The following is an 11877-nucleotide window of genomic DNA, read 5'->3' as shown; positions in this document are numbered from 1 at the left end:
GCAGACACGCCGACGCCGCAGGATCCCCCACCAACAAGGGCTCCACGCTCAACGGTGAATAGCCAGTAATCGCTGCTAGGTTTTGATCTTTTCGGGATTGGATTAAGCGTACTAAGAGGTTGCTCACTCAGTGATGAAGCTAAAGAGAGCACCTCAGGTGATGATGGAGATAACCATCCAGAGGGAGGACTGGTTCTAACCCTCGTCGACGTCTTGGGGACTGTTGGTAGTAGGAGTACGATGTGGGGAGCGAGGGAGTATCCCTGCGCTGCGGACGTCAGCACGCAGAGGCCCTGGGTCTCCGCCGGAGGCAGCGGTTCGCCGGCCTGAGGGCCTGCGGGCGGAGAGACTCGCGACGATGCCCCATTCCGTCGTGCTCCCCGAAAGGCTTCCGCCGTGGACGTCCCCCTCATCGCTTGGATCCTCACCATCATCGGCGTCGTCGGGCTTCTGCTCTTCGACTTCTTCGCCCATGTGCGCAAGGCCCATGAGCCCACCCTGCGTGAGGCCGCCGTGTGGTCGGGCGTGTATGTGGGGCTCGGCCTGCTGTTCGGGCTGCTCATGCTGTTCATGGCCGGCCCTGACCCGGCCTTGGAGTACTACGCCGGGTATCTGACGGAGAAGGCCCTTTCGGTGGACAACCTGTTCGTGTTCCTGGTCATCATCAGCAGCTTTGGGGTGCCTCGCCGGTATCAGCAGAAGGTGCTGCTGTTCGGGATTGTGCTGGCCCTGATCTCTCGGACGGGGTTCATTCTGCTGGGGGCCGGTCTCATTGAGATGTTCAGCGGGGTGTTCTACATCTTCGGCGCCGTCCTGCTGGTGACTGCGGCGAACCTGCTGTGCGGGGAGCTGTCCGGCGGCGCCCACCAGGAGCCTGGGGAGGGCGGCATGGTGCGGCTGCTGCGCCGCTGGCTTCCCACCTCCGAGCAGTACGACGGCGACCGGCTCACCACCCGGGTGGACGGCCGCCGGCTGGCGACCCCGATGCTGTTGGTGATGCTCGCGATCGGCGGGACGGACATCCTGTTCGCCCTGGACTCGATCCCGGCGATCTACGGGCTCACCCAGGAGCTGTTCATCGTGTTCGCCGCCACCGCGTTCTCCCTGATGGGACTGCGGCAGCTGTATTTCCTCATCGACGGGCTGGTGCGCCGGCTCGTGTTCCTGTCCTACGGGCTGACGGTCATGCTCGGGTTCATCGGGGTGAAGCTGGTGCTCCACGCGCTCTACGAGAACCAGCTGCCGTTCATTAATGGTGGGCAGCCGGTGCACGTCCCGGAGGTGAGTACGACGACTTCGCTGCTGGTCATCCTGGGTGTGCTGGCGGTGACCGTGGCGGCATCTCTGCTGGCCACCCGGCGTCGTGCCGGGTCAGGCGTTGATGATGCCGAAGCTGAGCATGATGTATACGAAGATGCCCAGCAGGATCCGGTAGCCGACGAACAGGTTGTAGCTGTTGCGGGCCACGTAGGCGAGGAACCAGCCGATGATCACGTAGGCGACCACGAAGCCGACCGCCGTCGCCAGGATGGTCTGCCCCATGGTGTACGGGCCGGACTGCTCCCCGAACGCCCCGGCCAGCTTGTAGAGCCCGGACCCAAACACGGCGGGGATCGCCAGCAGGAATGAGTACCGGGCGGCGGCCTTGCGGGTGTAGCCCATGAGCAGGCCGGCGGTGATGGTGCCCCCGGACCGGGAGACCCCGGGGATCAGGGCCATGGCCTGGGCGAAGCCGAAGATGATGCCGTCCCGGATGCTCAGCCGCTCGAGGGGTTTGCGCTGGGCGCCGATGTGGTCGGCGAAGCCCAGCAGGATGCCGAAGGCGATGAGCATGGTCGCCACGAGCCACAGGCTGCGGAACGTGGACATGATGTAGGTGATTTTACCGGTAGCCCATGACGTACTGACCCTCTGACGCGGCATCTATAGTTTGCTGCGTTGCTCGCTCATTTCGTCGTACTGCAAGGGTCGCGGCAGAGCGGCTCCGGAGCGGAACGTTCCACGGCTGAGGGAGAGCCCACCGATAGGGGCGGTGAGCAGCTGCAGCAGGATGGCCAGTCCGAGTTTGATGCCAGTAGCCAGGCTGGGATCGCTGACCATCACGCCCAGCAGTACCAGCACCAGGCCGAGGGTTCCAGATTTGGTGACAGCGGTCAGGCGCGTATAAGGGTCGGGGAAGCGGGCCAGCCCTACGCCAGCGACCACGAACAGCGCGATACCACCAGCCAGCAGGGCTGCCCCTGTGATGGCCTGTGCCGTCTCCAGGAGGTCGAGGGCGCTCATTCGGCATCACCTGCCGAGGCCGTGGTTGCTGCGGTCTCTGTGGTTTTTGCTGCGGATCGGCTGCGGCCAAGGTAGCGCCCCAGGATCAGTGCGGAGATGAACCCGATCAGGGTCACGACCACCACGAGGTCCATCAGCAGATGGCGCTCCCAGAGCAGGCCGAGCATGGCCAGGGATGCGACGAGGACAAAGAAGACGTGGTCAGCGCCGATGGCGAGGTCAGCCTCCGCAGGGCCGCGTGCTGCCCGGTAGATGGCCGGCAGGACGGTAAGGACTAACAGTGCCAAAGCGGCCCAGCCGATGGGTACGCCGAGGATCTCGAAGGTGAGCAGTTGTTGAGGTGTCATTGGCGTGCCTCCTTCTGCTCGCCGACTGTGCTGACGCGGGTGATGCCCAGTAGCTTGTTTTCAAGTTCGTGAAGTTCGGCGTGGAAGGCTTCCGGTGTGGGGGGTGCGTAGAGGTCCAGCACGTAAAGGATTTGACCTTGGCCGGGGGGTTCGTCGATATCGATGGTCAGGGTGCCGGGGGTGAGGGTGATCAGGTTACTCAGCGCGGTAACCTCCTTCGGTGTGAGCCCCCGGGTCTGGTAGGCCACGATCGCCGGTGTCAGTGAGCTTCCGGGGGTGAGGATGTCTGCGGCGACCTGCCAGTTGGCCCGAAGCATCTCCCAGATGAACCACATCAGGAAGCCGGGAAGCCGGATGAGCCGTCTGAAGGTCTTGATCAGGGGTTTGGTCATGGGTGCATCACCGCCTCGGTGTAGGTGGTGGTATCGGTAAGTCCTTCAGCTGCGGTGATAGCAAGGTCCATGAGCGCCTGTGCGCCCAATCCGATCCCCACGGTGCACAGCACCAGTACCGCACCTGGCAGGATCAGCCGGCGAGGGACGCGATCCAGACTGGTGGGCGCAGCCCGAATGAACTTGCGGCGCAGCCTGCCCGCAGCGGGGTCGGTGGCATCCGGAGCGGTCGCCGATGAGGAGGTCAGCACTCGTTGTTTCGGCGGTTCGGGATCAGACCCCCAGAAAGCTCCGTTCCAGATTTTGAGCATCGACAGCAGGGTGAAGAGGCTGACCACTACGGCGCAGGCGGCGGCAAGGTAGAGCCCGGCCTCCATGGAGGCGTGGATCAGCGACATCTTCGCCACAAAGCCCGACAGCGGCGGGATACCGACCAAGGACAGGGCCGCTAAGATGAACACCAACCCCAGCCACGGCTCCCGGCGGGCATAGCCGCCCAGCTGAGCGAGCTTGCCGGTGCCGGCGTGGTGCTCCACAGCTCCGCAGGCGAGGAAGAGGGCGGCCTTCACAATGATGTGGTGGATCATGTAGAAGATCCCAGCTGCCATCCCCAGGGGCCCGAAGAAAGCCAGAGGCAGCATGATATAGCCGACCTGGCTGGTCATATGGAAGCTGAGGATCGAACGCATCCCGGACTCGCCCAGGGCACCGAAGACTCCAATGATCATGGTAGCCAGCAGCACTACCAACCAGACGGTCTCCAGCCCGGTGCCCTCATAGACCAACCCATAGATCCGGAAAACCCCGTAGACCCCGATCTTGGTCAGCAGCCCGGAGAGCAGGGCAGTGACTGCCACCGAGGCGAAGGGGTAGGACCGTGGCAGCCAGGTGTGCACCGGGACTAAAGCGGCTTTCGCGCCCAGGGCCAGCAGCACCACCCCGGTAGCCAGTGCCACCGGGGTCGATTCGGTGGCTGCCCCGGCCAGTTCTGCCAGATTCACGGTCCCGGCGGTGCCATAGACCAGCCCGATCCCGGCCAGCAGCACCGCTGAGACCAGCAGGTTGACGCCGAAGTAAATCCTCCCGGCGGTCATCGCCGCTGCCTTCCCGCTGCGGGTCAGCAGCACATAGGAGGGGATCAGGGCGACTTCGATCATCACGAACAGGTTGAACAGATCCCCGGTGAGGAAGGCTCCATAGACCCCTGCAGAGAGCACCAGCACCAGTGGGTGAAAATAGGGATCAGCGTCGTCTCCGGTGAAGATGGCGAAGACGCTGCAGACCAGCACCATCAGGGCGGCTACTGCCAGCATCAGCCCGGCAAAGGTGTCCAGGACGAAGGGGATGGAAATCCCCGGAACCCATCCGGAGACCTGTTCGGCGATCACCGTGCCGTCGCTGACCGCAGCGATGCTGATCAGTGCACCGCCCAGGATCAGGGCATGGGTGGTGAGAGCGAGGAACCGTTGCAGGTCCTTCGATTTCTTAGCCAGCAGGGTCACGGCGGCGATGAGGATGGGCAGCCAGAGGAGGGCCGGCAGGGTGGCGGAGAGCACTTCGGGGTTCATGCGTGCTCCTTTCTGTCGGTGCGGCCGGTCGGCTGATCCCCGGTGCTGGTAGTGCCTACCGGTTCTCCTGAAGTGGATGGGGCATCCACGACGGTGCCGTGGTCCTCATCGGCATCTGATGGTTCGGCGTCTGAGTTTTTGCCGTCCTCGTCTCCGCCGTGACCGGCCAGGGCGAAGAGGTAGACGGTCAGTGCGAAGGTGATCACGATGGCGGTGAGGGTAAAGGCCTGCAGCAGCGGGTCGGAGAGCCCATCGGTGGGCATGTCCTCCCCGACGTAGGCGGGTTCGCGGTCCCGCTGGCCCCCGGCGGCGAGGATGATGATGTTAGCGGCGTGTCCGATCAGCACGAAACCCAGTGCGGCTCGGACCAGTCCGCGCTGCAGGATCAGGTACACCCCTCCCGCCACAAGCGCGGTGACCAAAACGGCGGCGCTCATCGGGGTCCTCCTTCCGCAACGGTGGGCTGATTGTCAGCGGGCTGTGTCTGGTCAGTGTGGGGTTCTGCTGCATCAGGCGGGGGTGCCGCGGCGAGGTCCAGCCGGTCGCTATGCGGAACGGCACCACGGGTGAAGCGGTCCAGGGCGGCGACCACCAGTCCGAGCACGGCGAAGAAGACGCCGAGGTCGAAGATCAGTGAGGTGGTCAGCCCCTGGTAGAAGGCCCCGATCTCGAGGCTGCCGGTGATCGGACTCAGGAAGGAGCCCTGGATCAGTCCGAGGGTTCCGGCTGCAATGGCCACGATGAGCCCGGCGGCCAATAGTGCGATGGGCCGCAGCCGGGAAGGGTGCTCTGCCGAGCGGGGCAGCCGGGCGATCACCACCGCCAGAGCAGCCACCAGAGCGGAGACGAAGCCTCCGCCGGGCTCGTAGTGACCGCGCCAGAGCAGCCACAGGGCAACTGCGGCGATCAGCGGCACCAAGATCTTCCGAGCGGTGTTCAGCACCGTCTTGTCCCCGGGAAGGTCCATGGTGCGGGCCTTCTCATCAGCTGGTGCTTCCCCGCGCAGCAGCGCCAGCAGGCCGATAGCGGCCACGGCCAGCACGGTCATCTCCCCGAAGGTGTCCAGGCCGCGGAAGTCCACCAGGATCGAGTTGACCAGGTTGGTGCCGCCTGCGGCTCTTTCGGTCTCATCGATGTACCACTGGGCGGCCTCGGTTGCCTGGCGCTGACCGGTCAGCACCCAGGTGGCTGCCCCTGCTATCAGCCCCAGAACCACAGCCACTGCCAGGGCCCCACTACGGCGCAGCATGCTCACCGGAGAGAAGGTCTTCGGTAGCCGGCGCAGGATCAGCACGGCCACCGCCACGGTGAGGATTTCCACTGTCATCTGGGTCAGGGCAAGGTCGATTCCGCCCAGCAGGATGAACCATCCGGCAACCAAGAACCCGATGACCCCCATCATCGCCACTGCCCCGATTCTGGACCTGGTCACGCACAGCCCCACGACGGCCAGGACGGTCAGCCCCACGACGAACCAGTCTTCAGGGCGCGATGCTGGCGGATCGGTGACCTCGATCCCGCCAGTCAACGGTATCGCCAGAGCCAGTGCGGCCACTGCCCCCAACGGCCAGAGCAGATGAGGGGCCAGCGCGCCCGAGCGGGCCGGACGGGCCACCAGGTCGCAGAGGCGCAGCAGCCCGGCGTAGGCGGCGTCGTAGACCTTCACCCCGGTCACGGGCAGGACTAGGCGCTGCAGGGCGCGGTCCACCGGCTCCCGTGCCAGGAAGAGTCCGAGACCGAACACCACGGTGGCTGCCGACATCCATAGTGCGGGGGAGGCGATCGAGTCCGGCAGCAGGCTCAGTCCGGGGTGGGACTCCTCCGTGAGCACAGTGGCCTGGACCATGCGGTCGAACAATGGGTTCAGGTAGGCCACGACGAGGCCCAGGAGCAGCCCCGCCACCGCAGGGACAGCCGCCGGGGCTAGGAAGGAGGGGGCCGCGTCGTAGAGGCCACGCTGCTGGGTGGGCCCGGCGAAGGCGCCCCACAGCAGGCGGAAGCTATAGGCGAAGGTCACTGCTGCCGAGGCTACAGCTATCGCGCCGACGATCCAGCCCCAGTGCCCAGGCAGCTCCAGGAATGCGTAGTAGCCCTTCTCCTTGGAGACGAAGCCCAGGAAGGGCGGCAGCCCTGCCATGGACATCGCAGCCAGCGCGGTCAGCACCGCAGTGAAGGGCATCACCCGGTAAAGCCCAGAGAGCTCACGGATGTCGCGGCTGCCGGCCTCCTTGTCGATGACGCCGACCAGCATGAACAGGGTGGCCTTGAACAGCGCGTGGGAGAAGGTGTGCAGTCCCGCCACGGCGAGGGCATCATGGGTCCCGACGCCGATCAGCGCGACGATCCATCCCAGCTGACTAACCGTGGAATAGGCCAGCAAAGCTTTGAGGTCATGCTGCTGCAGAGCGAAGACCGCCCCGATGACCGTGGTGATCAGTCCGACGACAACCAGCACGGTGGTCCACCACCAGAAGTCAGTGAAGGGCTCAGAGAAACGCATCAGCACATAGATCCCGGCCTTCACCAAAGTAGCGGCATGGAGGTAGGCACTCACCGGGGTCAAGGCGACCATCGCATCCGGAAGCCAGAAGTGGAAGGGGAACTGGGCCGACTTGGTCATCGCCGCGTAGATGATCAACCCACCGATCCACGGGGCGTAAGGGGAGGAAGTGACGGTACCGGCGTCGTCGAGGATCTCAGTGAGATTGGTGGTGCCAGTGACATGCCACAGCAGCAGCACCGCGGTCAGCAGCGCCAGCCCTCCGGAAGCGGTGATCACGAAAGCTCGGGTGGCCGGCCGAGCCTGATGCAAGCCCTGGGCGCCGATCAGGAAGAACGAGCACAGCGTGGTGATCTCGAAGAAGACGAACAGCGTGATGATGTCTGCAGAGAGGACCATCCCCAGCATGGCGGTGGCGAACAGGCTCAGCAGCATGTAGAGCCTGCCGTGGTCGTATTCCTCACTGAGGTAGCGGGCGCAGTAGGACATAATCAACGCACCCACACCCAGGGCCAGGACCGTGAAGACCAGGCTCAGCCCGTCCAGATGCAGCCGCAGAGCGATGTCGAAGCTCTCGATCCACATCCATTCACCGGTGGCCGTCCCGCCTGCCAGCACCTCGGGCGCATCACGGAGCACCATCCCGAGGGCGAGGAGGAACAGAGCGGCTATGGGGTATCCGGCGTTGCGGCCCCACCGATAGGACAAAGGCCGCGCAAGAAGCACTGCTGCAATCATCGTGATCAGGGCAAACAGCAGCGTCAACAGTACGTCCTTCCGTCAGGTTCGGCGGGGTGTCGTCCTGGTAGCGCTGCACATACGCAGCAACGCATCAAAGAATCATCCAGGGAGTACTAAGCTACAACGGACGGGACAGTTCTTCTATTCCCTCCCGTCCAAAGACCCCCGACGTGGTTGAGAGATGGCCGGTAGGGGCTTCCTCCAAGGGCCAGCAGCGCCTCAGCGAAGAATGCCCAACGCGCTCCCGTGATCGTCGTGGGTTCTGGAGGGTCGGATGTGGTTGAAACCTGGTTACTTCACCCGATAGTGCTGCTGTTGCAACTTCATCAGCACTATCGAGTCTTGGCCCATACCGTTCCCCGATGGACTCCGAACCGCTTGGCCAATACGGTGACACTCACGCCGCTGGCCTTCGCTGTTCGCATAGCGTCCACGTCCGTCTCGGTGAGTGGTGTTCGAGACCGTCTCATTGGTTCTGCCACAGCCTCGACACGGAGGTCATCCCGCTCGTCGAGTAGCTCGTTCTCTATGAGATTGGCTTGACTCCACGCGGAAACAAGCTCCGAGATTCGCCGTCGCCTGTTCTCGCAGTGCTCCATGAGGTCCACCAAAATCAAGTCAGAGGACTTCTCTCGGTTCGGGAGGGGTCCTCTTTTCGGTGGATATGGGTCCACTGCAGACCCGGCTTGATTAGAGTTTGCTATTGCAATCTTTGTGAAGTTTGCTTATTCTCGGGTTATGGAACGGATGACAGAGACCCCGCAGGATTCCCGGGGCTGGTTGGTGGCAGGGGCAGCGATCTCCTGCGGCCTTGTGGCCCTGACCGGATGCACCGCTGCAGGTGGCGAGGATGACCAGCAGCTTCACGAGGATATCGACCAGTGGGAGCTGCCCACTGAAGAGCTGACCCAGGACCAGTTAGCTGAGGCGGTACTGAATGAGACGGAGATCTTTGGGGAGAACGGGGAGACTCGGAGTGAGTATTCGGGTGAGGTCGAGGATGAGGAGGAAGAACTCAGCTACGGCGACCCCTGGAACACGCGATTGATGCCTGTGGGCTTCGGTGCCGCGCCGATGCCGGACTCCGAGGAGGAACAGTATGCGGCCTGCCAGCAGCTGTGGTTCGGTGATGAGGGCGATGGGGCCGGCGGTTCCACCGGAGCTATTGAGCGGATCTTCGGCGAGTGGAGAGAGCGGAACATTACGGCTCAGGTGCTGCAGGAAACGAGTGATACCAGTGATGACGCCTCTGTCACCATCTATCTGAAGTCCCGCGACTATGACGTGGAAGTCCAGGGGAACTCCGAGATCTGGGAAGACTTCTACGAGGCCTGTACCGGCTCAGATGCCGCCATTGAGCCGAACCCCGAGGAGGGAATCGACGGTTCACGGACTATTGAAGCTTTCCAGCCCGGTGGTGTGGATGGGCTTGCGGTGGAGACCGAAGCCTCTGGGGAAAAGATGACCCTGCAGTTCATCCATCACGATTTCGGGCATAACAGTCTGCGGATGATCGGCTACAACGTCGATGAGGAGGAAATGGCCGGGGTTGTGCACACCCAGCTGGAGAAACTTCAGGAATTGGACTGAATTCCGGAGCTTCGGGAGGTGCGCCGGAGTTATCCACAGTAGTTATCCCCAATGTGGAAAAACTACACGCATGTAATTCCCAAGGTCAGAGAGTTTTCCACAGGTATCTGTGGATCATGGGGATATCAGAAGACAGTCACCTGAGGAATACCCCACCAGGTGGCCAACAGCAGCAGAGCAGCAATGAGAATCAGCCCCAGGCTCTGCCATAGTCCACGTTGCCGTTTTGGGGCGTAGGCGTAGACGGTGGCCACCACGGCACCAGTGACCAAACCGCCGAGATGTCCCTGCCAGGAGATCTGCGGCACGAGGAAACTGAACACCATATTGATCGCCAGTAGGGCCACAACACCGCCGGTCTCAGAGCCCGAGGAGCGCAGCAGAACAAAAAGGGCGCCGAAGAGTCCGAAGACCGCCCCCGATGCCCCAACAGTGGGGGTCAGGGGATCGGACCAATACATCACGGCCACTGAGCCGCCGAAAGCCGAGAGCAGCAACAGCGCACCGAAGCGCAGCCTGCCGATCTCCGGCTCCATCGCCCGGCCGACGAACCACAGGGCGATCATATTGAAGAAGAGATGCGCCGCCTGCTGTGGGGAATGCAGCAGCGCTGAGGTGAGCATGCGCCAGGGCTCAAAGTTCAGCCCGATCTCCGAGGTATAAATCGGCGCATAGGCAAACTGCCGAGTGATATCCGGCAGGGAGGTCGCTAGCTGCGAACTGTAGATCGGCAGAATCTGAAAGAGATAGATCACCGCGCAGACGACGATCACTGAAATCGTCACCAGGGGACGTTCAATACCGGCCTTGGCACCGAAGGTGGTGCGGGGAGTGGGCCGGCTTCGCCGTGCCTGGTCAACACAGACGGGGCAGTGGAAGCCCACGGGGGCCTCCACCATGCATTCAGAGCAGAGCGGCCTATCGCAGCGTTGACACTGCACATAGGCCGCTCTGTCCGAATGCTGAAAACAGGGATTCAAGGAAGCCCTAGAGCTTAGTGATCTCGATGGTCTGGATGACCACGTCTTCCTTGGGACGGTCGCGACCATCGGTGGCCACAGAGTTCAGCTCATCAACCACCTTCTGGGAAGCCTCATCGCGGACCTCACCGAAGATAGTGTGCTTACCCTGCAGCCAGGTGGTAGGCACTGAGGTGATGAAGAACTGTGAACCATTGGTACCCCGGCCCATCTGGATGCCTGCATTGGCCATGGCCAATTTATAGGGCTTGGTGAAGTCCAGTTCGGGGTGGATTTCGTCGTCGAACTGGTAGCCGGGACCGCCAACGCCCAGGCCCAGGGGGTCGCCGCCCTGGATCATGAAGTCCTTGATGATCCGGTGGAAGATAGTGCCGTCATACAGAGCGGTACCGGTCTTATCCTCACCGGATTCCGGGTGCTTCCAGGCCTTCTCACCGGTGGCCAGCCCCACGAAGTTATCCACAGTGACCGGGGCGTGGTTACCGAAGAGTTCGACGACGATGTCGCCGGCAGATGTCTTGATGGTTGCCTGATGCGTTGCAATAGCGTTCATGCGTCCATTGTTCCATGTAGGCTAGACAGAGCAACGATCCTGATCGGAAGGCAGAGGCATGTTCGGTAAGAAGAAGAAACCGAGCCACACTTGGGAGCACAAGGTGCTCGCCGGCTTCGAGACTGCCCAGGACTGGGTGGCGCCTAAGCTCGGCGCAACCGCTGACTGGGCTGAGAAGACCTACCGTAAGAGCGCTCCGAAGGTTCAGGACGCCTCGGCCAAAGCGCTGCACGCGGTCAATGACGGTGCTGCTGTGGCCGGATCCAAGATTAAGCAGGCTGCAGGCGCAGCCGGTGGCGGCATTGCCGCTCAGTACGACAAGCTCCCGCCGAAGGCTAAGAAGGAGGTCGAGAAGATCGTCTCCAAGTACGACGACGCCAAGGCGGAGATCACCAAGAACTACGTCCCCGCAGCCTCCTACAAGCTGGGCAACTACGCGGATAAGACCGCGAAGCTGATCCACAACGCAGATGTGAATCCGCGTGTGGAGAAGGCCCTGATCAAGGCCACCGGGGATAAGAAGATCATCAAGAAGCTGCGGAAGAACTCCGAGAAGTACGCCAAGAAGGCGGCCAAGGAGCTGAAGAAGCAGCAGAAAGCCAAGTCCCGTAAGAAGGGTCTGCTGGTCTTCGGTCTGGTGGCAGCCGGTGTGACTGCCGGTGTTGCCGCATGGCGGGCCTCCCAGCCTGTGGAGGACCCCTGGAAGAAGCCGGAACCGGTCACCAAGCCGGCCCCGGCGGAGACCAACGCCAACACTAAGCCCACTGAGGCGGAGGTTCCGCAGCCCAAGCCGGCTGCCTGAGCCTGACAACCTCACCACAAAAAGGGGATCCCGAGAATGGGATCCCCTTTTTGTGTCGGTTATAGGCAGAAATGTGTGTATAGCCCGGGCGTGTCACGGCCTGCCTGCCCAGCCTGATCTG

Annotated in this window: 10 protein-coding genes and 2 pseudogenes; 3 read left to right on the top strand and 9 right to left on the bottom strand. The window is 62.8% G+C overall.

Annotated features, from left to right (window positions below):
- Nucleotides 1-396 precede the first annotated feature (396 nt).
- Nucleotides 397-1458: pseudogene (locus HGQ17_RS14590) on the top strand (TerC family protein); the annotation flags it as partial.
- Here the strand turns inward: HGQ17_RS14590 and HGQ17_RS15455 are convergent.
- From HGQ17_RS15455 to mbhE, 7 genes and pseudogenes are all read right to left on the bottom strand, one after another.
- A pseudogene (locus HGQ17_RS15455) lies at nucleotides 1372-1872 on the bottom strand (undecaprenyl-diphosphate phosphatase); the annotation flags it as partial. The pseudogenes HGQ17_RS14590 and HGQ17_RS15455 sit on opposite strands and share 87 nt — an antisense overlap.
- Nucleotides 1873-1923: 51 nt before the next feature.
- Entirely contained in the window at nucleotides 1924-2283 is a 360-nt protein-coding gene (locus HGQ17_RS14585; RefSeq protein ID WP_138171224.1) for a cation:proton antiporter, read from the bottom strand.
- Nucleotides 2280-2630: a monovalent cation/H+ antiporter complex subunit F gene (locus HGQ17_RS14580; protein ID WP_168888683.1), complete on the bottom strand. Its 351-nt coding sequence runs from the start codon at nucleotides 2628-2630 to the stop codon at nucleotides 2280-2282. Before HGQ17_RS14580 ends, HGQ17_RS14585 begins: the two co-directional genes overlap by 4 nt.
- Nucleotides 2627-3022 carry a Na+/H+ antiporter subunit E gene (locus HGQ17_RS14575; protein WP_168888682.1) on the bottom strand — a complete coding sequence of 132 codons (396 nt, stop codon included), beginning with the start codon at nucleotides 3020-3022 and terminating at the stop codon, nucleotides 2627-2629. The genes HGQ17_RS14580 and HGQ17_RS14575 overlap by 4 nt, the downstream gene beginning before the upstream one ends.
- Entirely contained in the window at nucleotides 3019-4590 is a 1572-nt protein-coding gene (locus HGQ17_RS14570) for a monovalent cation/H+ antiporter subunit D family protein (RefSeq protein ID WP_211090708.1), read from the bottom strand. The genes HGQ17_RS14575 and HGQ17_RS14570 overlap by 4 nt, the downstream gene beginning before the upstream one ends.
- Nucleotides 4587-5027, bottom strand: coding sequence for a sodium:proton antiporter (locus HGQ17_RS14565; RefSeq protein ID WP_168888681.1), 441 nt, complete (start codon nucleotides 5025-5027; stop codon nucleotides 4587-4589). The genes HGQ17_RS14570 and HGQ17_RS14565 overlap by 4 nt, the downstream gene beginning before the upstream one ends.
- The gene (mbhE, locus tag HGQ17_RS14560; protein WP_211090707.1) at nucleotides 5024-7855 is read right to left on the bottom strand and encodes a hydrogen gas-evolving membrane-bound hydrogenase subunit E; all 2832 of its coding nucleotides are present in this window, start codon (nucleotides 7853-7855) and stop codon (nucleotides 5024-5026) included. The genes HGQ17_RS14565 and mbhE overlap by 4 nt, the downstream gene beginning before the upstream one ends.
- A gap of 714 nt (nucleotides 7856-8569) precedes the next feature.
- On the opposite strand from mbhE, the gene HGQ17_RS14555 reads away from it, so the two are divergent.
- Nucleotides 8570-9421 carry a hypothetical protein gene (locus HGQ17_RS14555; RefSeq protein WP_168888680.1) on the top strand — a complete coding sequence of 284 codons (852 nt, stop codon included), beginning with the start codon at nucleotides 8570-8572 and terminating at the stop codon, nucleotides 9419-9421.
- A 125-nt stretch (nucleotides 9422-9546) separates the two neighbouring features.
- Here the strand turns inward: HGQ17_RS14555 and HGQ17_RS14550 are convergent, their stop codons facing one another.
- Together HGQ17_RS14550 and HGQ17_RS14545 are read right to left on the bottom strand one after the other, a co-directional pair.
- Nucleotides 9547-10320, bottom strand: coding sequence for a rhomboid family intramembrane serine protease (locus tag HGQ17_RS14550; RefSeq protein WP_229503607.1), 774 nt, complete (start codon nucleotides 10318-10320; stop codon nucleotides 9547-9549).
- 88 nt (nucleotides 10321-10408) lie between these two features.
- Nucleotides 10409-10954 carry a peptidylprolyl isomerase gene (locus tag HGQ17_RS14545; protein WP_168888678.1) on the bottom strand — a complete coding sequence of 182 codons (546 nt, stop codon included), beginning with the start codon at nucleotides 10952-10954 and terminating at the stop codon, nucleotides 10409-10411.
- Nucleotides 10955-11012: 58 nt separating this feature from the next.
- On the opposite strand from HGQ17_RS14545, the gene HGQ17_RS14540 reads away from it, so the two are divergent.
- A complete protein-coding gene (locus HGQ17_RS14540) occupies nucleotides 11013-11756 on the top strand; it encodes a hypothetical protein (protein ID WP_168888677.1) in 744 nt (247 codons plus the stop codon).
- The last annotated feature ends 121 nt before the right edge of the window (nucleotides 11757-11877 follow it).

Origin of the sequence: Nesterenkonia sedimenti, from assembly GCF_012641515.1 — a bacterium.
Lineage (GTDB): Bacteria > Actinomycetota > Actinomycetes > Actinomycetales > Micrococcaceae > Nesterenkonia > Nesterenkonia sedimenti.
Note: the sequence above shows the minus strand (reverse complement) of the source record. Positions and strands in the feature narration are given on the sequence as shown.